This window comes from Lysinibacillus sp. OF-1 (assembly GCF_028356935.1).
In the GTDB taxonomy this organism is placed as follows: domain Bacteria; phylum Bacillota; class Bacilli; order Bacillales_A; family Planococcaceae; genus Lysinibacillus; species Lysinibacillus fusiformis_D.
This window is the reverse complement of the sequence record NZ_CP102798.1, coordinates 3,503,256-3,525,792: the sequence shown is the minus strand read 5'-3', so window position 1 is coordinate 3,525,792 and position 22,537 is coordinate 3,503,256. Positions and strand designations below refer to the sequence as shown.

At 39.3% G+C, this 22,537-nt stretch carries 17 protein-coding genes and 1 other annotated feature; of the genes, 11 read left to right on the top strand and 6 right to left on the bottom strand.

Annotation, left to right across the window (positions count from 1 at the left end; translation table 11 throughout):
• Window positions 1-149: 149 nt before the first annotated feature.
• The 3 genes from murC (at window position 150) to NV349_RS17185 (ending at window position 2,701) form a co-directional block, all read left to right on the top strand.
• A complete protein-coding gene (murC, locus tag NV349_RS17195; RefSeq protein WP_036118824.1) occupies window positions 150-1,463 on the top strand; it encodes a UDP-N-acetylmuramate--L-alanine ligase in 1,314 nt (437 codons plus the stop codon).
• A 109-nt stretch (window positions 1,464-1,572) separates the two neighbouring features.
• Entirely contained in the window at window positions 1,573-2,076 is a 504-nt protein-coding gene (locus NV349_RS17190; RefSeq protein ID WP_036118825.1) for a DUF948 domain-containing protein, read from the top strand.
• A gap of 133 nt (window positions 2,077-2,209) precedes the next feature.
• Window positions 2,210-2,701 (top strand): YtxH domain-containing protein, encoded by a 492-nt coding sequence (locus NV349_RS17185; RefSeq protein WP_036118827.1) that lies wholly within the window; start codon window positions 2,210-2,212, stop codon window positions 2,699-2,701.
• 52 nt (window positions 2,702-2,753) lie between these two features.
• Here the strand turns inward: NV349_RS17185 and pilM are convergent, their stop codons facing one another.
• The gene (pilM, locus tag NV349_RS17180; protein WP_271910725.1) at window positions 2,754-4,907 is read right to left on the bottom strand and encodes a pilus assembly protein PilM; all 2,154 of its coding nucleotides are present in this window, start codon (window positions 4,905-4,907) and stop codon (window positions 2,754-2,756) included.
• 174 nt (window positions 4,908-5,081) lie between these two features.
• Between pilM and NV349_RS17175 the strand changes: the two genes are divergently transcribed.
• A complete protein-coding gene (locus tag NV349_RS17175) occupies window positions 5,082-6,167 on the top strand; it encodes a bifunctional 3-deoxy-7-phosphoheptulonate synthase/chorismate mutase (protein WP_036118830.1) in 1,086 nt (361 codons plus the stop codon).
• A gap of 174 nt (window positions 6,168-6,341) precedes the next feature.
• Complete coding sequence (ccpA, locus tag NV349_RS17170; RefSeq protein WP_036118832.1) at window positions 6,342-7,346, top strand: catabolite control protein A; 1,005 nt, start codon at window positions 6,342-6,344, stop codon at window positions 7,344-7,346.
• A 247-nt stretch (window positions 7,347-7,593) separates the two neighbouring features.
• Here the strand turns inward: ccpA and NV349_RS17165 are convergent, their stop codons facing one another.
• The 3 genes from NV349_RS17165 to NV349_RS17155 are packed head-to-tail and all read right to left on the bottom strand — an operon-like array spanning window position 7,594 to window position 10,058.
• Window positions 7,594-8,754 (bottom strand): acetoin utilization protein AcuC, encoded by a 1,161-nt coding sequence (locus NV349_RS17165; protein WP_036118833.1) that lies wholly within the window; start codon window positions 8,752-8,754, stop codon window positions 7,594-7,596.
• A complete protein-coding gene (locus NV349_RS17160) occupies window positions 8,754-9,401 on the bottom strand; it encodes an acetoin utilization AcuB family protein (protein ID WP_058843409.1) in 648 nt (215 codons plus the stop codon). The genes NV349_RS17165 and NV349_RS17160 overlap by 1 nt, the downstream gene beginning before the upstream one ends.
• Before the next feature lie 24 nt (window positions 9,402-9,425).
• The gene (locus NV349_RS17155) at window positions 9,426-10,058 is read right to left on the bottom strand and encodes a GNAT family N-acetyltransferase (protein WP_036118837.1); all 633 of its coding nucleotides are present in this window, start codon (window positions 10,056-10,058) and stop codon (window positions 9,426-9,428) included.
• Window positions 10,059-10,379: 321 nt separating this feature from the next.
• On the opposite strand from NV349_RS17155, the gene acsA reads away from it, so the two are divergent.
• The 5 genes from acsA (at window position 10,380) to NV349_RS17130 (ending at window position 16,619) form a co-directional block, all read left to right on the top strand.
• Window positions 10,380-12,107 (top strand): acetate--CoA ligase, encoded by a 1,728-nt coding sequence (gene acsA / locus NV349_RS17150; RefSeq protein WP_371327990.1) that lies wholly within the window; start codon window positions 10,380-10,382, stop codon window positions 12,105-12,107.
• 235 nt (window positions 12,108-12,342) lie between these two features.
• Window positions 12,343-13,377, top strand: coding sequence for an N-acetyl-gamma-glutamyl-phosphate reductase (gene argC, locus NV349_RS17145; protein ID WP_271910723.1), 1,035 nt, complete (start codon window positions 12,343-12,345; stop codon window positions 13,375-13,377).
• Window positions 13,378-13,434: 57 nt separating this feature from the next.
• Entirely contained in the window at window positions 13,435-14,667 is a 1,233-nt protein-coding gene (gene argJ, locus NV349_RS17140; RefSeq protein ID WP_271910721.1) for a bifunctional glutamate N-acetyltransferase/amino-acid acetyltransferase ArgJ, read from the top strand.
• Window positions 14,630-15,415, top strand: a complete 786-nt coding sequence (argB, locus tag NV349_RS17135; RefSeq protein ID WP_271910719.1) for an acetylglutamate kinase — start codon at window positions 14,630-14,632, stop codon at window positions 15,413-15,415. Before argJ ends, argB begins: the two co-directional genes overlap by 38 nt.
• 73 nt (window positions 15,416-15,488) lie before the next feature.
• On the top strand, window positions 15,489-16,619 hold the full coding sequence (locus NV349_RS17130; protein WP_271910718.1) for an acetylornithine transaminase: 1,131 nt from the start codon (window positions 15,489-15,491) through the stop codon (window positions 16,617-16,619).
• A 171-nt stretch (window positions 16,620-16,790) separates the two neighbouring features.
• On the opposite strand, the gene NV349_RS17125 is transcribed toward NV349_RS17130, so the two are convergent.
• Window positions 16,791-17,672, bottom strand: coding sequence for an NAD-dependent epimerase/dehydratase family protein (locus NV349_RS17125; RefSeq protein WP_036118853.1), 882 nt, complete (start codon window positions 17,670-17,672; stop codon window positions 16,791-16,793).
• 137 nt (window positions 17,673-17,809) lie between these two features.
• The gene (locus NV349_RS17120) at window positions 17,810-20,818 is read right to left on the bottom strand and encodes a transglycosylase domain-containing protein (RefSeq protein ID WP_271910716.1); all 3,009 of its coding nucleotides are present in this window, start codon (window positions 20,816-20,818) and stop codon (window positions 17,810-17,812) included.
• A gap of 102 nt (window positions 20,819-20,920) precedes the next feature.
• Window positions 20,921-21,129 (top strand) — a binding site (T-box leader).
• A gap of 84 nt (window positions 21,130-21,213) precedes the next feature.
• Between NV349_RS17120 and tyrS the strand changes: the two genes are divergently transcribed.
• Window positions 21,214-22,482, top strand: coding sequence for a tyrosine--tRNA ligase (gene tyrS, locus NV349_RS17115; protein WP_036118855.1), 1,269 nt, complete (start codon window positions 21,214-21,216; stop codon window positions 22,480-22,482).
• Window positions 22,483-22,537: the final 55 nt, after the last annotated feature.

Below are 22,537 nucleotides of genomic sequence, written 5' to 3'. Positions count from 1 at the left end.
CATAAAAAGTGCTATAATAGACAGGATGTGTTGAATAGTACGTATTTTTTAACACTTGTGAAGGTATTAATACCTAACGATTCGTGAAATAATACGTTACACCTAATAGATGATAGATGGGATATTGAAATTCCCGGGGGGTTTAATTAATGACAGTTTTTCATTTCACAGGCATTAAAGGTTCTGGCATGAGTTCGCTTGCACAAATCTTATTTGATGCTGGTGAACAAGTACAGGGCTCAGATGTCGATAAATATTTCTTCACGGAGCAGCCGTTACGTGAACGTAATATTCCAATTTTTACATTTAATGCAGATAATATTAAAGAAGGCATGACAGTAATTGCAGGAAATGCGTTTCCAGATGATCATCCTGAATTAGTACGTGCCCAAGAAATCGGTGTAGAAATCATTCGTTACCATAAATTTTTAGGTGAATATATTGGCAACTATACATCCATTGCAATCACAGGTGCGCATGGTAAAACATCTACAACAGGCTTGATGGCACATGTTGTAGGCGGTTATAAGCCAACATCTTATTTAATTGGTGATGGTACAGGTGCAGGGCATGAAAATGCTGATTTCTTTGTGATGGAAGCATGTGAATATCGCCGTCACTTCTTAGCCTACAATCCAGATTATGCTGTGATGACTAATATCGATTTTGATCATCCAGACTACTTTGCCAACATAGAGGATGTATATTCTGCATTTCAATCATTAGCGTTACAAGTGAAAAAAGCGATCATCGCATGTGGTGATGATGAACAGCTTCAGCGTATTCAAGCAAAAGTACCAGTTGTCTATTATGGATTTGGTGCTGAAAATGACTTCGAAGCGCGTAATGTAGAAAAAACAACTAAAGGTACAAAATTTGATGTATTTGTTCGCAATGAATTTTATAGTACTTTCTTTATCCCGTTATTTGGGGATCATGCTGTTTTAAATACATTGGCTGTCATTACGCTATGCGAATATGAAGGCATTTCACCTGATATTATTCAGGAGCGTCTACACACATATAAAGGTGTTAAGAGACGTTTTACTGAAACCGATATAGGGGATACTGTTTTAATAGACGACTATGCACACCATCCAACGGAAATTCGTGCAACAATTCAATCGGCACGACAAAAGTTCCCTGAACGTGAGCTAGTTGCTATTTTCCAACCACATACATTTACACGTACCCAAGCTTTTTTACAAGATTTTGCGGATAGTTTGAGCCTTGCAGATACAGCCTATTTATGTGATATATTTGGCTCTGCAAGAGAAACGCAAGGTGCACTATCTATTCATGATTTAGCGTCTCTTATCGAAGGCAGTGCAGTGATTACCACTGAAGGAATTGATATATTAACAAAACATAAAGGCGCAGTATTTTTATTTATGGGCGCTGGTGATGTTCACAAGTTCCAAGATGCTTTTGAAGACGTGCTTACAAACAATGAAACAGCTTAGTCCGTAGGGGTTAAGCTGTTTTTTCTCAAATTTGAGAAGGAATTCCGTTTTTTTTGTCGAAGATAGGGAAAGTAATAGTAAAGACAATTTACTAGCAGGAGGTTATCTTATGGAAGTGATTTTGTATATTGCAGCCATTATTGCTGCAATCGGATTTTTAATTTTATGTGTGAGCGTTGGTATGACATTATTTTCGCTCAAGTCCATTTTAAACAGTTTAGCTGGGACATTATCTGGGATTGAAGGACAAATGGAAGGCATTACGCGTGAAACAACGTCCTTATTAACAAAAACAAATAGCTTAGCAGATGATATTCAACATAAATCGGAACAATTAAATTCAGTTGTTCAAGCTGTTAAAGGTATTGGTGATTCCGTTAATGGTTTAAATAATTCTGTACAGCAAATCACTTCTTCTGTTTCTAAAAGCGTAGAACAAAACGAAGAAAAAATTGCACAGGTTGTACAATGGAGTAATGTGGCGATGGGTATTGCGGATAAGTGGAAAAAACGCAAAATCATTGAGCAAGAGTCAGTTTCTGAGGATGCCTATGCATTTGAAACGGTACAGGTAGAAGAAAAGCCAAAAAGAAAATGGGGTCGTAAAAAATGATAATTATTCAGTGAGTATTACATGCTGACTGAATAAAAATAAAGTCTTAGACATAAGTTGTAGATGCATCTGTGAAAGTAGATGGACAACCAGTCTAGACAAATTTGATAATAAGATGGGGAGGAATTGTTGTATGACAACTCAAAAGCCAAATTTTAACGAAGTAAAGGAACAACAGCTTGAAAGTTCTTTACCTCAGCTTTATCATTCACAAGACTCGATTTATGAAGAGGAGCGTGTAAACATGAAAGATTTTGTGATTGGCGCATTAGTCGGAGGAATCGTAGGTGCTGCGGCAGGTCTACTGTTAGCCCCAAAATCAGGAAAAGATTTACGTAGTGATGTGGCGGTACAAGCTGTTCAGTTAAAAGATAAGAGTGCAGACTTCTCGACAACTGCAAAAGATAAAACGGTTCAACTTTCTAAACAACTTCAAGAACAATCTACACAATTAGTGGAAAAAGTAAAAACATTGAAAACGGCAAAAGCACCAGCTGTTTTTGATGATGGTACGGTTTCCTTTGAGGGTGAAGAACCGCTAGAGGAATTTATTCCTAGTGAGGAACCTAAAGCTCAAGAAATAAAGGAACAAACAGAAGAGACAAATGAAGAAGTACGCGCATAATGCATAATAAAAAGGGATACGTTACATGATAATGATGTAACGTATCCCTTTTTTAAGTGATGGGTGAAGCTTCTAATAGTATTTCTAGTTGATCACCACCAAATATTTCTGTATCAAAGCTTGCTGGTTGACCATTTCTTAAAATCGTGAAATTCCCTTTAAATGTACCTGGTAACTGCCAATTAGAGAAACGGAATACATCCTGATAAATCCAACGACTGCGATCCTTTTCTCTAAATTCGATAGTTGCTCCATTCGGCACAGTGGACAGTGGTGATACAACGTTTTGATTGACGAGCGCCTCATTTGCTGTTTTCTTAAGTTCTAAAACTTCCTGTTGGAAATGAATAATGATTTTATCCTCTAGCAAAAGGTTCATTTGGTCTGCTATACGTTGTACGGTTGGTAAAGATGGTTGGTGAAAGCTAATGATATCGCCATCTTGAACCGCATAGCTCATTTTAGCTATTTTTCCATTAATCATTAGCTGTGAAGAGAATTCTGGTAAATACAAAGGTTGACTGTCCACTTGAATAGAATAGGATTCAAATTGTTTGACTAAATTCCAGTTGTTCGTGACTTTAAATACATCTTCAATTGTATCAGCTATATCAAAAACTACTCTATCACGATCATTTAAAATTGTATCAAGTGATGCAGGTGATTGATTGACAGTAATTTTTGGCTCAATCACATATTTGGTTTGTTGTATTGTAATTGTTTTTATCGCTGCATCATCAACAAGATCTCTCACTGTAGCTGTTGCAGTTTGGCCATCTTGCCCTTCAATTAGCTGAATAGCATCACCCGATTTAATCAATGTTTTGGTAGATGCCTGTTGGCCATTGACCAATATTTCTGCTGGTTGCCCATGACCACCTGGGATAAAAATATCTTGTCCATTGACACTGACAGATAGCCCAAGTCCAGGTTTTCCATATAATTGCTTTGCTCGTATATTTGCCGCTAAAAAAGCATCCGCCACAGTCATTTCCTTTAATTCAAAAAGGCGAACCACTTGATTATTAACCGTTAAACTCATATATTGAATCGGCATTTTTTTAGCAGCAATCGCAATTCCAATCGGCGTGACTAACTCAGGTGATGCTTTTATATGTTCTTCCTTTGTAAGGTTTTGAATAGCATCAATACCTCGAACAGCGATACGATTTGCTGGTAAGTCAAGGACTTGTCCAAGTTCTGTAGTCAGATTGGGTGTTAAGCTACCACCACCAACTAACATAACGGCTTTCGGTGCGACACGATTATTGAGTCGTAAGATTTCTTCACCAATAGACTTTGCCAGTTGCTTCACTGCAGGCTCAATTGCTAATAACACCTCATCCTTTGGATAAAACTGATCAAATCCTAGGATATCTTGAATTAATATTTCTTCTGCTGTTTGGAGCTGACGTTTTGCCTCTTCTGCTACAGGGAAGTCTAGTAAATAGTGGTCGCTTAATGCTTCTGTAATTTCGTCGCCAGCTGTTGGCACCATACCATAGGCCACAACTGTACTTTTATCAGTGATCGCGATATCAGATGTTCCTGCCCCTATATCAACAAGTGCCACATTTAAGCGACGCATCGTTGGCGGAATGAGCACATTAATGGCAGCAATAGGTTCTAATGTCAGTGCTTCCATTTCTAAATCTGCCCGTTTAAGAGCAGCAATAAGTGATTCCACAACAACGCGAGGTAGGAAAGTGGCAATCACTTCAATTTGTGCTTCATCACCTTGTTGATCGAGCAGACTGCCGATTTCCTCGCCATCCAAGCGATAATAGAGGACTGAATAGCCTACACAATAATAGTGGCTAATCTTTGCATCCTCCTTTTGTTGTAAAAGTTGTTGCTGTGCTTGTTGAACGGCCTGAAGTTCCAAGCGACTAATATCTTCTTCAGTAAAAATAGGCCGATTACGTATATTAATGATCACACTAGCTTGTTCAGTTTTCAAAGATCGACCTGCGGCAGCCACACTTACCTTTGTAAGAGGACCATGTTTTTCTTCGAGTTCACGTTTTATTTCATTTATTAAATCTGCCACATACATGACATTATGTATTTGACCATCTACCATGGCACGTTCTTTATGCTCTTTCACTAAAATATCTTCCACATGAAAATGGTCATTTTCTTCTTGTAGAATAATCCCGACCACTGAGCGTGTACCAATATCAAGTGCGAATAATTTAGAACTCAATGTAATCGCTTCCTTTCGCGTCATACTTGAAAAATAATTTAGCGAGTTGAAGCGCTAAATTAAAAATGCGTGACATTCTGAACAACATTGATTATAATAATGCTATTATCTAAAAATGTAACATACATTTCAGAGTTCTGAAAGTGTCTGTCATGAGGAGAGGAGCAAGTAAGCATGAGCCAAAAAGATTTAGAAAGCTTACGTAGTCAAATTGACGGTTTAAACTTAGAAATTCTTCGTCTAATTAACGAACGTGCAGCTGTAGTTGATGAAATCGGTAAGATTAAAGAAAAGCAAGGTGTGAATCGCTATGATCCACTACGTGAAAGACACATGCTCGATCTTATTAAAGAACACAATCAAGGACCATTAAACCAAATGACGGTTGATTATATATTTAAGCAAATCTTTAAAACAGCTTTAAAACAATTAGAAGCTGATAAGAAGAAGGAATTGCTTGTATCTCGTAAAAAGAAATCCGAAGATACAGTTGTTAATATCAATGGTGAATTAATTGGACAAGGGAAGCCATCTTTCGTATTTGGTCCTTGTGCAGTTGAGTCGTATGAGCAAGTAGCAGCTGTTGCCGCTTCTATTAAAGCAAAAGGCGAAAAGTTAATTCGCGGTGGTGCTTATAAACCACGTACTTCTCCATATGACTTCCAAGGTCTTGGGCTAGAAGGACTTAAAATTTTAAAACGTGTGTCAGAGGAATATGGTTTAGGTGTGATTACAGAAATCGTAACACCAGGTCATTTAGAGGAAGCATTAGACTATATAGATGTTATCCAAATTGGTGCACGTAATATGCAAAACTTTGAATTATTAAAGGCAGCAGGTGCAACAAATAAACCTGTCCTATTAAAACGAGGCTTAGCTGCTACAATTGATGAGTTCATTCATGCTGCTGAGTATATTATGTCTAAAGGCAATGAAAACATTATCCTTTGTGAGCGTGGTATTCGTACTTATGAAAAAGCAACACGTAATACATTAGATATTTCAGCTGTACCAATTTTAAAACAAGAAACGCATTTGCCAGTATTCGTAGATGTAACGCATTCAACAGGTCGTCGTGATTTATTATTACCATGTGCTAAAGCAGCCATCGCAATTGGCGCTGATGGCGTTATGGCAGAAGTGCATCCAGATCCATCTGTAGCATTGTCTGATTCACAACAACAAATGGACATTCCAACATTTGACGCATTCTATGAAACACTACAAAAATTCATGAAGAATCATGAAATTCATGCTTAATTGTTAACAGCGAACACCGCTTGCTTACTTCGGCAGGCGGTGTTTGTTATATCGTGACAAAATAATGTCTAGAATAGGACTATTAGTACTTGGTTTTTACGTAGTTCTTCTTGAAAATAATATGAAAATTATCGTATGATAAGGCTATAATAGGAAAAAAGGGAGGCACGTACGATGACTGTTACAATTTATGATGTTGCAAGAGAAGCGAATGTTTCCATGGCAACGGTCTCTCGTGTAGTCAATGGTAATCAAAATGTAAAACCAGCAACACGAAAAAAAGTATTAGAAGTAATTGAGCGATTAGAATACCGTCCAAACGCAGTAGCGCGAGGTTTAGCAAGTAAGAAAACAACAACAGTTGGCGTGATTATCCCAGATATTGCAAACAATGTTTATGCGGAGCTGGCTCGTGGTGTAGAGGATATTGCCACGATGTATCGTTATAATATTATTTTAGCCAACTCAGATCAACATGAAGATAAAGAGTTACAGCTATTGGATACGATGCTTGGAAAACAAGTAGATGGAATTGTTATGATGAGTGATGAGGTCACAGAAAAAATGCAACAAACGATGGATCATTCTCCAGTACCGATTGTGCTAGCTGGCTCGGTTGATGAATCGCAGACAATTGCCACTGTGAATATCGATTATTTCCAAGCGGCCTATGAAGCAATTTCATTACTTATTCAAAATGGACATACACGTATTGGTTTCGTAACTGGTCCACTTTCGTATACAATTAACGGAAAATTCAAGCTAGCAGCCTATAAGAAAGCATTGCAGGATGCTGGTTTACCAATAGATGAGGCATTAATTGCCGCAGAAGAGTCTAGCTATGACATGGGCTTAGAGGCTTGGGAAATATTATCTGCTCTCGAACATCCACCAACAGCTTATTTTGCAGGCAGTGATGAGCTGGCAATCGGCTTAATTCATGGCGCACAAGACGCAGGCAAAAATGTTCCAGAGGATATTGAAGTCATCAGCTTTGAGAACTCAAAGCTAGCGCGAATGGTACGCCCACAGCTAACAAGTGTAGCATTACCGCTATATGATATTGGAGCAGTTGCCATGCGCTTGCTGACAAAATTAATGAGCAAGGAGCCTGTCGAGGACGAGGCAGTTATTCTACCCCACCGTATTGAGCATCGACAATCGGTCAAAAGTAAATAATGATTGTAACACGTAAACTTGTGAAGAGTTTGCGTGTTTTTTTATATGGATGGATAGAACTGCAAAAGTGGTGGATAGGACTATAAAAATGAAGGATAGAATTCTAAAAGTAGTGGATAAAACTATAAAAGTGGTGGATAGAACTCCAAAATGATGAAGAATAGAACTATAGAAGCGATGGATTAAATGCGGCGGGCCATTATCGCTCCAATGAAAAAGCCTCACGTTGATCGTGAGGCAAAAAAAGTTAATCTCTTTTTTCATTTCGAATAATATGTAGCGCTTTGGCTAACATTTGAGCATTCTTCTCTTCGATTTCAGCTTTTCGAGGAATGGGCTCATATAAAGGAATTGGGTCCTCCCAAGTTGGTATAAAAGGAACAGGTGCTTCTGGCTGCCAGCGATCAAGCCATGCCTGAGGGAGTGATCCTGTTGGACATACTTGATCAGTCATTTCCAACCATAACATGGACCAGGCGCGAGGCACCACTCGCCAAATATCATAGCCACCACCACCAACAGCAATCCATTTCCCCTGACAATACTCATGTGCTAATTGATGGGCGAGCCTTGGAATTTCACGATAAATATTCATCGTTCCGTGTAAATGTGTTAACGGATCAAAAAAATGGGCATCAGCACCATTTTGTGTTAACACAACATCGGGCTTGAAAAATTCAAAGACCTCTCGCATGGACTGTTCATAAATATCTAGGAAACTTTCATCCTCTGTGAAAGCATCCATTGGAAAATTAAACGAGGTTCCATAGCCTTGACCATTGCCGCGCTCTGTGATGTTTCCTGTTCCTGGAAAGAGATAGCGGCCAGTTTCGTGAATAGACAATGTACAAACATTTGGATCCTCATAAAAGCTCCATTGGACACCGTCTCCATGATGAGCATCTGTGTCTACGTAAAGTACACGAGCATTGTATTTTTCCTGCAAGTAACGAATAGCAACCGTACTATCATTGTAAATACAAAATCCTGATGCACGACCACGGAAACCATGATGTAGCCCTCCGCCAAGGTTGAGGGCATGTTCGGCTTTACCTTCCATTACATAATCAACAGCGGTTAACGTTCCACCAACGAGCTGTGCACTTGCTTCATGCATATTGGCAAAAATAGGTGTATCTTCAGTGCCAATACCATAGCTTTCACATTGTGCTTCCGATAATTCACCATGTCCAGCTCTTTTCACGATGTCTATATATTTTGGATCATGTGCAAGCAATAACTCTTCTTCCGTTGCAACACGAGCAGGCACAATATCCACATCATCAAGAGCATTGATATTTTTTAATAAATCCATAGTTAGCGTCAAGCGTTTATGATTGAAAGGATGTGTATCTGAAAATTTATATCCGAGTTGTTCAGGCGAGTAAACGAATACGGCCTTTTTCATTATAATGAAACACCTGGTAAATTGGGCCAGAGAACATCAAAGCCCTCTTTGCGAAGGTCTTCAATCATGGCTAAAGGATTCAGTGTTTTTACTCGGACACTTAAAATTTTATTTTGTGTATTTTCAGAATCAGGATAAACTAAGACGCTTTGGACATTGGCATGATGTTGATGAAATATTTTGGTGATTTCAAATAAAACCCCTGGCGTATCTGATACTCGGATCTCGATTTTTGAGCCAGGCTCCGTAGCACCGGTCAGCTCTATATATGTATAGAGTAAGTCTGTTGTTGTCACAATCCCTACTAATTTTCCACCAGAGACAATCGGTAAACAGCCTATTTTCGTTTCATAAAATGTAAGAGCTACCTCTTCAACGAAATCTAGTGGATGACCGATAAGCGGGTCTTTCACCATAATTTCCTCTACTTTTGCATTAAAAACAGGAGAGTGAGGTTCATCCTGTAATGATGACGGTAAAACCTCTTTAATATCTCGTTCAGTAATTACACCTAAAACATGACGTTCCTCATCTATAACTGGTAAATGACGAACTTTTTTTTCACGCATTAGTTTTAGTGCTTCATGCACGGTATTAGTAGGCGCTAATGTGTAAGGCTCATCATTCATAATTTCTTCTACGATCATATACGCATCCCCTTTGTGTTGGTTTTAATACATGAAACGATTTCTAAAACGAAGCCTATCAAATCTTTCCATTGTCTCAGGAGGCACACGTTTTCCTTCACGTGCCATAAGGCAATTTGCTGGATGTGAAGTAATTTCGGGATCATCCGTAGCGAAATATTCAAAGCCGACGGAGCTCATCATTTTCTCCATCATTTTGCGGTAGTCCCAAACATTTAAACCCGTTCCTTTTAAATCCCAATGCCAATAATACTCGGTAGTAATCACCAGATAGTCTTCCATTTCATCTCCCATAAATGAAACGGCTAGCAGAGCCTTACCTGAACCCGTTCCACGATAGTCTGGAATGACTTCAATGGCTCCCAATTCAATCATGTCATCGATTCGATCTTCTGCCCATCGTTCAAGTGGATCAGGATAAAGATAGGTAACATAGCCTACGATAATATCTTCGTTTCGAATAATAATAATACGACCTTCTGGGAGCCCTGCAATTTCGATGATGGCCTGCTGCTGCTGTTTTGGAGGTCTGAAGGCAACCAAGCCCTCATGGAATGAATATGTAGCTAATTTTTCTGGAGGTACAGGTCCTTCCACATACACAGTACCATGCTTAGTTTCCTTTGTGACAGAAAAAAAAGTTTTTTTATGTTCCATAATTACACCACCTGAGTTTAATAATTCCATTATAGCTGATTTCTTGCGGAAAAACGCTTATTTTTGCAAAATATACCTGTATTTTTTGAAAAGTGAAAATATTAAGACAATCCATCAAAATTCGTGTAAAATAAAAATATAATGCTTCTGTTATTTAACAGATGAAAGTAGTGTGATTAAGAATTCTATCATTATTACAGTAGTAAACTGTTATATAACAAAGGCTGTATATCAAATTTGCTTTTACGATTATTTCTACATTTCAACAGGGGGGATTGTTGAAATTTAGACAAATGCAAAAGCAAAGAAAGGGGTAGTTTTATGGGGATGAAAATGAAGGAGAAGCTAATGGCTTTACCTGGTCAACACCATTTAACGAATTACGAAGAAGTAGCAAAGTCTCATAATTGGACGAATACGGAAAAGGCATTTAGCTGGTACGAAACAGGTTTAGTAAATATGGCGTATGAGGCAATTGATCGTCATACAGAAACACAACGTAAAAATAAGGTGGCACTTTATTTTAATGATGGTAAACGAAAAGAGGCTTACTCTTTTAATGAAATGAAGAGATTAACAAATAAAGCGGCAAACGTTTTTAAATCAGCTACTAGCCTGCAAAAGGGTGATCGTTTATTTATTTTTATGCCACGTTCACCTGAGCTTTACTTTTCATTGTTAGGTGCACTGAAAATGGGTGTTATTGTTGGACCATTGTTTGAAGCTTTTATGGAAGGAGCTGTGTATGATCGTCTGGCAGATAGTGAGGCGAAAGTATTAGTCACAACACCAGCGTTGCTTGAACGTGTGCCATTAGCCAAATTGCCTCAGCTAGAACATGTTTTTTTAGTTGGGGAGGATATTGAGGAAACAGCTCAAATTCTAGACTTTAATAAACATTTAAAAGAGGCTTCGGCACGATTTGAAGTGGAGTGGGTTGAGAGAGAAGATGGGATGATTCTTCATTATACTTCAGGTTCAACAGGTGCTCCAAAGGGTGTGTTGCATGTCCATAATGCAATGATTCAGCAATATCAATCAACACAGTGGGTGCTTGATTTACGGGAAGACGATATCTATTGGTGTACAGCCGATCCTGGATGGGTTACTGGAACAGCCTATGGTATTTTTGGGCCTTGGTTAAACGGTGTGACAATGCTAATTGTTGGCGGAAGATTTTCACCGCAAGCATGGTATCAAGCCATTGAGGATTATGGTGTAACAGTTTGGTATAGTGCGCCAACTGCGTTCCGTATGCTCATGGGGGCAGGTAGTGGTTTACTCGAAAGCTATGATTTATCCTCTTTACGACATGTGTTATCTGTCGGTGAGCCTTTGAATCCAGAAGTTATTCGTTGGGGAATGGAGGAATTAGGACATCGTATACATGACACATGGTGGATGACCGAGACAGGAGCTCATATGATTTGTAATTATCCTTCGATGGATATTAAGCCGGGTTCGATGGGGAAACCTCTTCCAGGTATTCATGCAACGATTGTTGATGATGCTGGCAATGAAGTGCCACCCTTTACAATGGGTAATCTAGCTATTCAACGTGGTTGGCCAGCCATGATGCGCCAAATTTGGGGCAACCCAGAGCGCTATGAATCTTATTTCCTAAAAGGACAATGGTATGTATCCGGTGATTCGGCTTATATGGATGATGATGGTTACTTCTGGTTTCAAGGACGTGTGGATGATGTCATCATGACAGCTGGTGAACGTGTAGGACCGTTTGAAGTAGAAAGCAAGCTACTTGAGCATCCAGATGTAATCGAAGCAGGTGTTATCGGGAAGCCAGACCCAGTGCGGGGGGAAATCATTAAAGCCTTTGTATCTTTACGAGAAGGGGTTGAACCTTCTGATGCATTGATTGAAGATATCCGTGATTTTGTTAAGAAAGGTTTATCTGCACATGCAGCACCGCGTGAAATTGAATTTAAGGATAAATTGCCAAAAACACGTAGTGGTAAAATTATGCGTCGCGTATTGAAAGCATGGGAATTAAATTTGCCAACTGGTGATTTATCGACGATGGAAGATTAAACAAGTAAGCTAACAACAATTGATATTTATACAACATATGCATAAAAGGAAGGCAAGGATTCATTCGATGAACGAAAGGATTCTTGCCTTCTTTTTTCTGACTTTACAATGTTACATAAGCATTCTAAAGATGAAGTAAAGTCTACAGAGAAAATATATAATTTTATAAAAATTCAGTTGACTTAATAAATATGCAGACGTATACTATTTTTAACTTATTTCAGAGGTGAGTGCATTGAAAGTAGGTATTGTTGGAGCAACTGGATATGGTGGACTAGAGCTTATTCGATTTTTACATAACCATCCGGCTGTGGATCAGATTGATTTATTTACCTCATCAGAAGAGGGTGTACTTTTTTCTTCAAAATTTGGTCATCTTATTACGATAGTAGATACGCCATTACAAAAAATAGAGTATGACACTTTAGAAAAATTTGATGTTTTGTTTACGAGTACACCATCTGGGGTGACTAGTGAGCTTTTACCGCCATTGATTGGAAAAGGACCAAGATTAATCGATTTATCTGGTGATTATCGCTTAAAAAATCTCGCAAGCTATGAAGCATGGTATGGCAAAAAAGCGGCACCATCCCATAGTGTGCAACAGAGTGTGTATGGCTTAACGGAATGGAATACAGAACTTATCCAGCAAGCAACACTTATTGCTAATCCAGGCTGTTACCCAACAGCGGTTTTGTTATCCTTATTGCCACTTGTAAAAGAGCGGTTGATTGATCCGAGCTTTTTAGTGATTGATGCTAAGAGCGGTATTTCGGGAGCTGGCAATAAGCCATCACAAACGACCCACTTTAGTGAGGCGAATGAGAGCTTTTCAATCTATAAAGTAAATACACATCAGCATATACCAGAAATCGAACAGGCACTTTCCATGTTTGCTCATGTAGATACAACGATTACTTTTAATACGCATTTGGTGCCAATGACACGGGGGATTTTGGCGACATCCTATGCACCTGTTATGCCTGGCATTACAGAGGCACAATTGATCACTTGTTTACAGACAACCTATGAAAAGCATCCATTTGTTCGAGTAGTTACGGATGCAAACGGTTTAGGGACAAATCGTGTGAAAGGATCAAACTATTGTGATATTTTGGTAAAAGTTGATTCCCGTACGAATCGTGCCACGATTGTCAGTGTAATTGACAATCTTGTCAAAGGGGCAGCAGGGCAAGCCATTCAAAATATGAATGTGCAATTTGATTTACCACAAACGACAGGGCTAGATGTTGTACCGTTCTTTATTTAACAGCATGCAGGGAACTGTATGCTTGTCTTATTTTATCCATCAAAGGAGGAATTTCAAATGACAGTCACTACGTTAACAACTGTAATGAAGAAATTATCAAGTAAAAATATCGTTTCACCAAAAGGCTTTAAAGCGGCAGGATTACATTGCGGTTTAAAGCATAAGAAAAAAGACTTAGCACTTTTAGTAAGCGAAGTACCCGCAAGTGTAGCTGGTGTTTTTACAACAAACGCTGTCCAAGCAGCACCATTAAAAGTCACGAAAGAAGTTGTCTATACAACAAAGAAAATGCAAGCAATCGTTGTGAATTCTGGCAATGCGAATGCCTGCACTGGTAAACAAGGGGTTAAGGATGCCCAAACGATGCAGGCGTTAGCTGCTGAAAAGCTAGGAATTGCACCGAATTTGATAGGTGTTTGTTCAACGGGTGTTATTGGCGAAATAATGAAATTGGAGCCAGTTGCTAATGGTATTCAACAGCTAGAGCCAAAGGATAATTTAGAAAATGCCATTGACTTTGCACAAGCTATTTTGACGACAGATACGGTTATGAAAAACACAAGCTATAGTACAACGGTGGATGGCAAGGAAGTCATTATCGCTGGTGTTGCAAAAGGTTCAGGCATGATCGAACCGAATATGGCAACAATGCTTGGTTTTATTACAACTGATGCCAACATTGAATCTGATGTGTTACAAGCGGCTTTTTCAGCTATTACAAATTTGACATTTAACGCTATTACAGTGGATGGGGATACATCCACTAATGACACAGTGGTTGTATTGGCAAACGGTTTAGCGGGAAATGATACTCTAACGCCTGAGCATCCAGACTGGCAAAATTTTTATTACACGTTGCAAACAGTGGCGGAAGATTTAGCAAAAATGATTGCCAAAGATGGAGAAGGGGCAACAAAGCTCATAGAAGTGGAAGTTGTTGGGGCAATTTCAGATGAAGAGGCACGAAAAATTGCTAAAACTGTCGTGGGTTCACCACTTGTGAAGACGGCCGTTTTTGGCTGTGATGCTAACTGGGGGCGTATTATTGCTGCGGTAGGGTATAGTGGAGCAACTATAGATCCAGATAAAATTACTATTCAAATTGGTGGTGCCATAATGGTTGAAAACGGTGAGCCAATTGCTTTCTCTGAAGATGCGTTAATTCAAATATTAAAAATGCATGAAGTAAAAATCTATGTGTCTCTTGGTCTGGGTGAAGGCAAGGGGCATGCTTGGGGATGTGACTTAACATATGACTACGTCCAAATCAATGCCTCATACCGCTCGTAAACGTATGGTGATTAAGCTTGGAGGCAGTACACTGGAAGGGTTAAATGAAGCTTTCTTTGATAATTTTAAAAGGTTACAAGAAAGTGGGGTAGAACTGATTATCACCCATGGTGGTGGTCCAGCCATTAATCGTGAACTGGCTGCTCGAGGTATACAATCACATACATTAAATGGCATACGTGTTACGAATGAGACGGCTATGAAAGTTGTCCAATCGACTTTAATCGGTCAAGTGAATCCTGCGCTAGTTCATGAATTAACACATGCAGGTATAGCTGCTCTTGGGTTAAATGGCTTTGATGGTCAATTGATGGTCGCAGACTTTTTAGATCAAGCTATTTATGGCTATGTTGGAGCTATCAAAACCATCAATACATCATTATTGGAAATGTTAATGAGTGGGGGCATTGTTCCAGTTATTGCTTGTGTAGGTGCTAACGAAGCAGGTCAGGCTCTCAATATAAATGGTGATACAGTGGCAAGTGAAATTGCGCTAGCGATAGGGGCAGATAGCTTATTACTCGTAACGGATGTGAGTGGTATTCGTATTCAGGATGAATATCAATCAATAGCTACACCTGCTCTCATCGATCAGTGGACAGAGCAGGGGCATATATACGGAGGAATGATTCCGAAAGTACAAGGGGCTATTGACGGTTTACGTGCAGGTATTCCTTCTGTGCAAATTGTGGGAGAAACATTAATAGGGACAACGATTATCGCTTCGAGTAAACTTCATTCGCCCTAGAGTTCTAATAAGATAATGTGATAAGTATAGTTGTTGAAAGAAGACTATTTCTAATGATAGTGGAGATGATAACATGAGTGCTTTATTTGGGAACTACGGTAAGCGCCGCGCACAAATTGTCAAAGGACATGGGACCGTTGTGGAAGATTCTACAGGGAAACAATATTTAGATTTTACTAGTGGAATTGCTGTAGTGAGCCTTGGTCATGCCCATCCAGCCATTGTGCAGGCACTGCAAGAGCAAAGTGAAAAGCTGTGGCATATATCAAACCTTTTTGATATATCGGGTCAGGAGAAGGTAGCACAAAAATTAATCGCCCATACGCACTTTGCTCATGCCTTTTTCTGTAATAGTGGAGCAGAGGCTAATGAGGCGGCTATTAAATTAGCGCGGAAGCATACAGGAAAACATCATATTATTACATTTGAAAAATCCTTTCATGGTCGTACCTTTGGCGCCATGTCTGCAACAGGTCAAGGCAAAGTACATAATGGCTTTGGACCACTCGTAGAAAAGTTTACGATTTTGCCATTCAATGACGTGGCCGCACTTGAAGCAACCATTGATGATTCGGTAGCAGCTATTATGCTGGAAATGATTCAGGGAGAGGGCGGTGTCAATAGCGTATCAGCAGAATTTGCAGCAGCTATTACAAAAGCTTGTGATGACAAAGGGATACTGCTAATTATTGATGAAGTACAAACAGGTATTGGACGAACGGGCACACGCTATGCCTTTGAACAAACGGTATTAAAACCACATATTATGACATTGGCAAAAGGATTAGGCGGTGGTTTCCCTGTTGGCGCCATGCTAGGAACTGCCGAGCTTCATGCGACATTTAGCCCTGGAACACATGGTACAACGTTTGGTGGAAACCCTCTTGCAATGAATGTAGCACAAGCTGTTTTGAGCCATGTATTTGAGCCGGAATTTTTACAGCAGGTACGAGAAGTATCGGCTTATTTTGTGGCTCAGCTAAAAGCAAATTTACCTTCTAGCTATACCATTCAGGGACAGGGTCTGTTGTTAGGGATTGGTTGTGGTAATACAGAGGTAGCACCTTATATTGCCGCAGCAGAAGAGCGTGGTCTTTTATTAGTGGGGGCAGGACCAACTGTTATTCGCCTCTTGCCACCATTAACGGTCACAAAGGAAGAGATAGACAAAGCAGTAGCTATTTTAAAGACGATTTTACATTGAACGAATAGAGGATGGGTTATAATTAATTGTCCATGATGAAGGCTAGACATTTTCTTATATAAATAGATAACCCGAACTATTACGAAACACTAGATGAGCGTTTCGTTAAATAGTTTGGGTTTTTCATTGGATAAAATCCTTTTGTACCAGCCGCCTTGTGTTGTTAAAGAGTTATTGGAGCTGTTTTACTAAAGTGCTCACTAATTCGGGTAGCCACTTTTCAAGCTGACTAAATGTAAATCCTGCTTTCTCTGCTTTCTCATTCGACATATACCAGTCTGCAGGAACTCCGTAGGGTGACTGTGATTCCTCATTTCCGCCAATAAGTGAAATTTTTGCACGCTTACCACTTATCTCTTCAATCATAGCTATTAGATCCTTAAGTGATATAGTACCAGACGCAGTAGCGTTGTATGGACCTTCTATAGGAGTAACACCAGTAAAATATAAAAATGCAGCTGCTTCCTCATCTGTAATATAGCTCATTTTTGCATCTATGTTTGGTAGAGTGATCGGTTGATCCTGTAAAATACGTTCAACATGGAAATGTAAACGATGTGTATAGTCATGTTCCCCCATCACAATCGGAAAACGTACAGCGACAACTGGGAACGAAGCCTCTTTAAATAAGACAGCCTCTGCTTGTCGTTTGCCCTCGCCATAAGAAAATTCCTCTTGTTGACCCATGCGAATTTGATACTGGAATGGGTCAAAGTCTTCTTCCTTTTTCATCTTTCCATCTACTTCATAGGTTGAAAGAGTAGAGGTGAAAACCAGTTTTTTAGTTTTCCCCTTTAATAGCTCACAAATTGCTTGTGCCTCGTTGGGAGAATAGCAAATATTATCATAAACAATATCCCATGTAGTATTAGCTAGTGCCTGTGCTAAAGCGTCACGATCATTACGATTGGCCACTAATTGCTTAACATTTGTACCAAAGGGATTACCGCTTTGACCACGTGTTAAAATCGTTACATCATGTCCATTTTGAATACAAAGTTCCACCAGCTTTTTACCAAAAAAACGTGTGCCTCCTAAAACTAATATGTTCATATTTTTCCACCCCTTCAAAATAGTAGTCCTCTTTATAATGACAAAAAAACAGACTTACTACAATTCATAAGTAATGATGTAGTAAGTCTGTTTAGCTAGATTGTTTTATTCGATTGCTTTATGCTAAGCAACATAGATTAGCGTCTTGTTGTTGATGTGTCAGGAGGAGGGGTGTTGCCATTGTCTCCTCCATTTGAGCCATCTTCCGGGTTTTCAGTTCCATTGCCATTGTTACCAGAGCCCTCGCCGTTATTAGAGCCGTTGCCGTTATTACCAGAGCCGTTGCCATTATTAGAGCCATTCCCATTATTAGAACCATTACCGTTACTACCAGAGCCATTGCCATTTGTAGGTGGCGTTGTTGGTGGAATTGGTTCTTGCTCGTTTTCCTCTGGGTCAGGTTCATTTTCGCTACCACCAGTAGAAACAACATTAGACTGTGGTGATGTTAGACCTGTAATGTCTACAGCGACCACAACATATGCTTGTCCACTAGCAACAGAGATACTTTGTGTTGACTCTAGCACAGACGTTACAAGTGTGTTACCACCATTCGTAACGTTGTAGATACGATAACCAACAACATCATTTGATGACTCTGACCATGATAATGTCGAGCCATTTACTGTAGCTGTTACAGCTGCTGGTGGGCTATCGTCCGCTGGGAAATCAACTGCTGATACAGATGAATTCGACAATGTTGAATTCTTTGGTAATAGACTAGCTGGGTTACCACCAAGTCTTCCTAGCATTCGTTTGATAAATGCTTGATTAATGCCTGCACCACCTGATTTAACAAATTCTGCTGGTGTATTTGGCAGAGCATTATAGGTTTTTCCTTTAATCGTTACAACACTTGAAGATGCTAAGCTATCATCAGGTTGTGACGGTAGAAATACTTTCGCATTAAATAAATCTGAACGTACAAGACCTGCGTTTGCACAAGCGGCAGAAGGTGCCATACCTGAAATACCACAGAATGAAGCAGTCACAACATTTTTAGGCGCCTTAAAGCTTGTCGGCGGATCAATTAATTGAGGGTCTGCATCATAAACAGCATTCATTAAAGTGCCCCATAGCTTATTGACACGAACACTTGGCTGTAAATACGTATTGTTAAATGCATAAAGTGTACGAGGCTGATCGTACCCCATCCAAACACCAAGGGATACATTTGGATTATAGCCAACTAACCAAACATCTTTATACTCTTGAGAAGTCCCTGTTTTTGCAGCGAAATCAGAAGAGAATTTTAACGTATTTCGTGCCATTGTCCCTGTTCCCTTCGTTAGAACATCACGTAACATATCTGTCACGATATAAGATGTTTCGGGACTGAACACTTGGACAGGTTCCACTTCATGTTGATAAACAATATTTCCTTCTTGGTCTTCAATTCGATCAATCATATAAGCATCAATGAATTGTCCACCATTTGCAAAAGTTGCAAAGGCATTTGTGTTTTCTTCAACAGTAGTCCCTTCACTTAAAGCACCGATACCCGTTGCTAAGTTTGTAAAATCATCAGGATGTAATTTTGTGAATCCCATTTTTACTAATAAATCAGCAGGGCGTCTATTAATAATGTCATTATATAAACGGAGCGCTGAAATATTTTGAGAGTCTGCTAATGCCTCACGAGCTGGAATAAGACCTCGTTCATCACTCGTAATATAGTTACTTGGACTCCAGGAACCAATCGAGAATTTCACATCAACGAGTGGGCTACCTGCACCGATTACCCCATATTCTATAGCAGGAGCGTAAACAAGTAATGGCTTCATAGTAGAACCGTTAGAGCGAAAAGCCTGTGTAGCGTGGTTTACTTGTGTTGTTTTAAAGTCTCGACCACCGACAAAGCTTAAAATTTTCCCTGTAGTATTTTCTATTAAAATACTGCCCACTTGTACAGGCATCTCAATATCTATTTCTTCACCAGTGACAGGATCTTTTCCTTTACCAGTATACGTATGACCGTAATACTGGAAGTCCTTCGCGGCCTTTTGCATGGAATCATACATATCTTTATTAATGGTTGAGTAAATACGATAGCCCTTTGAACGAACATCACGATCTGCTAAAATTGTGTATTTATCCTTTAGTTTTTTTTCTGCTTTTAATCGTTCTGGGTCAACCCCATCTTCTTTTGCTAGTTTCTCTGCAATAATTTCTTTTGCACGAGCTTCAAGCTCATATGTTAGCCATGGGTAACGATCCTCCGCACGCATTTCTGGTCCGCGGAAATCTGCCGCTATCTCATAATCTAAAGCTTCTTTGTATTGCGCGTCGTCAATATAACCAGCTTCTTTCATACGATATAGTACCGTTTTCATACGATCAATACCCGGTTTTAAAGCTTCTTCACTTTTCAGTTCACCTGTATTCGTAAAAGGTGTGTAGGCAAATGGTGCCTGTGGAATACCAGCTATGTAAGCAGCTTGTGGAAGAGATAATTCTTTAGCTTTCACACCAAAAATCCCTTCAGCGGCTGTTTCAACACCAGCAATATTTCGACCTGAAGAGTTACGACCGTACGGAATAATATTTAAGTAAGCCTCTAATATTTCTTCCTTCGTCATAAAATGTTCTAAACGCATTGCCAGTAAGATTTCCTTAGCTTTACGTTCATAGGATACTTCGTTTGTTAGTACTTGGTTTTTAATAAGCTGTTGAGTAAGGGTAGATCCACCTGTTTGCGTAGCAGAGTTAGTGACATCTTGTAATAAACCACGAACAACCGCCTTTGGTACTATGCCGTTATGATCGCGGAAATATTCATCTTCTGTTGCTAGAACAGCATTCACAACATCTGGTGCTACATTGCTAAGTGATGTTTCACGGCGATCCAAATCTGTCCGTAACTTCCCAATATAAATATCGTTGGCAAAATAAATTTCACTGGTTTCTTCATAACTAAAAATTTGATTGCGCAACTCTTCTTTTGAGCGTAATGGCTCTTCTTTTACGAGAGAAGCGAAATACCCAGCTCCAACTGATCCGACAAATACAGTGCCCACCAATGCAAAGACTAAAAATAGTAAAAATAAGTTCCAGGTAACACTACCTGAAATACGTAATTTCTTCATCCATTTTTGTTCAAGTAATTCATCGATCTTCGCATTGATTTTTTCAATCCAATCTTTCAATGTATCGACCTCCTAAAATCTTGTCTATTATAGCACATAATGTTTTAGCTCGAACATAGTTATTGACTTTGAAATAGATTCATATAGAATTATGTTTATAGTTTTCTAGTGATGAAGAGTTTGCAGTAGTATCTATATTCCCTGTTTAGAGAGCCAGTGGTTGGTGAAAACTGGTCATAGTGTAGAGACGAATTACGTGCTTGGAGCTTAGACGTGCGCGCCTGCGATAAAGGCGGTTGAATGAAGTGGAAGATGGATGACATCTTCAAGCCGGGTGGTACCGCGTTAGTTTGTAACTTAACGTCCCTGCATGCAATTATTTGCGTGTAGGGACTTTTTTATTTAAATAAGCCCATACACGTAACGCATTTCAACCATTTTTAGGAGGAATTAATATGACAAACGAATTATTACAAGATTTAGAATGGCGTGGTTTGCTATACCAACAAACAGATGCAGAAGGCATGGCAAAATTATTAGATGAGCAATCAGTATCCTTGTACTGTGGAGTAGATCCAACAGCAGACTCCATGCATATAGGACATATTGTTCCATTGTTAACACTTCGTCGATTCCAAAAAGCTGGTCACCGTCCAATTTTACTTGTTGGTGGTGCAACAGGGATGATAGGTGACCCATCTGGTCGTTCAGAAGAGCGCCAATTACAAACAGTAGAGCAAATCGATAAAAATGTCCAAGGAATCCGTAGCCAATTAGAACGTATTTTTGATTTTGCAGAAGATGGCAACGGTGCACAGCTTGTGAACAACCGCGACTGGATTGGCAATATCAATACAATTGAATTTTTACGTGATTACGGTAAATTAATTAACGTAAACTACATGTTAGCAAAGGATACGATTGCTTCTCGTCTAGACACAGGAATCTCTTTTACAGAGTTTGCATACACGTTAATCCAAGGTATTGATTACAATCATTTATACAATCACTACAATTGTCGTATACAAGTAGGTGGCTCTGACCAATGGGGTAATATTACAACAGGCTTAGAAGTTATTCGTAAAACACATGAGGAAGAAACGAAAGCATTCGGGATTACGATTCCTTTAGTAACGAAAGCAGACGGCACAAAATTCGGTAAAACAGCAGGTGGTGCTGTATGGTTAGATAGTAAGAAAACATCTCCATATGAGTTCTACCAATTCTGGATCAATGCTGCTGATGCAGATGTGATCAAATACTTAAAAATCTTTACGTTCCTTTCTCGTGAAGAAATTGAAGCATTAGCAGTCTCTGTAGAAGAAGAACCACATTTACGTAAGGCTCAAAAAGCACTTGCAGAAGAAATGACTCGTTTAATTCATGGTCAAGAGGCATTAGAGCAAGCCATTCGTATTACAGCAGCTTTATTCTCAGGGGATTTAAAAGCACTTTCAGCTGAAGAAATGAAGGATGCATTTAAAGATGTTCCTTCTATTGAAATGGCTAAAGAGGACAAAAATATTGTAGACCTTCTTGTGGAAGCGGGGATCTCATCCTCAAAACGTCAAGCCCGTGAGGACGTATCGAATGGTGCGATTAGTGTAAATGGTGAGAAGGTGACGGACTTAGAATATGTATTCGATGCCAAGGACCGTTTAGAGGATGCATTCAGCATTGTGCGTCGTGGGAAGAAAAAATATCATATGGTGAAGTTCGTTTAATTTCTATAAATGAAAAAGCAACATCCTCTTGTTCAGGGGGATATTGCTTTTTTTC

Excerpts from the sequence above, each read along its gene's own strand:
- murC (WP_036118824.1), top strand. The coding sequence starts at position 150 with ATGACAGTTTTTCATTTCACAGGCATTAAAGGTTCTGGCATGAGTTCG.
- NV349_RS17190 (WP_036118825.1), top strand. The coding sequence starts at position 1,573 with ATGGAAGTGATTTTGTATATTGCAGCCATTATTGCTGCAATCGGATTT.
- NV349_RS17185 (WP_036118827.1), top strand. The coding sequence starts at position 2,210 with ATGACAACTCAAAAGCCAAATTTTAACGAAGTAAAGGAACAACAGCTT.
- NV349_RS17175 (WP_036118830.1), top strand. The coding sequence starts at position 5,082 with ATGAGCCAAAAAGATTTAGAAAGCTTACGTAGTCAAATTGACGGTTTA.
- ccpA (WP_036118832.1), top strand. The coding sequence starts at position 6,342 with ATGACTGTTACAATTTATGATGTTGCAAGAGAAGCGAATGTTTCCATG.
- NV349_RS17165 (WP_036118833.1), bottom strand. The coding sequence starts at position 8,754 with ATGAAAAAGGCCGTATTCGTTTACTCGCCTGAACAACTCGGATATAAA.
- NV349_RS17160 (WP_058843409.1), bottom strand. The coding sequence starts at position 9,401 with ATGATCGTAGAAGAAATTATGAATGATGAGCCTTACACATTAGCGCCT.
- NV349_RS17155 (WP_036118837.1), bottom strand. The coding sequence starts at position 10,058 with ATGGAACATAAAAAAACTTTTTTTTCTGTCACAAAGGAAACTAAGCAT.
- acsA (WP_371327990.1), top strand. The coding sequence starts at position 10,380 with ATGGGGATGAAAATGAAGGAGAAGCTAATGGCTTTACCTGGTCAACAC.
- argJ (WP_271910721.1), top strand. The coding sequence starts at position 13,435 with ATGACAGTCACTACGTTAACAACTGTAATGAAGAAATTATCAAGTAAA.
- argB (WP_271910719.1), top strand. The coding sequence starts at position 14,630 with ATGACTACGTCCAAATCAATGCCTCATACCGCTCGTAAACGTATGGTG.
- NV349_RS17130 (WP_271910718.1), top strand. The coding sequence starts at position 15,489 with ATGAGTGCTTTATTTGGGAACTACGGTAAGCGCCGCGCACAAATTGTC.
- NV349_RS17125 (WP_036118853.1), bottom strand. The coding sequence starts at position 17,672 with ATGAACATATTAGTTTTAGGAGGCACACGTTTTTTTGGTAAAAAGCTG.
- tyrS (WP_036118855.1), top strand. The coding sequence starts at position 21,214 with ATGACAAACGAATTATTACAAGATTTAGAATGGCGTGGTTTGCTATAC.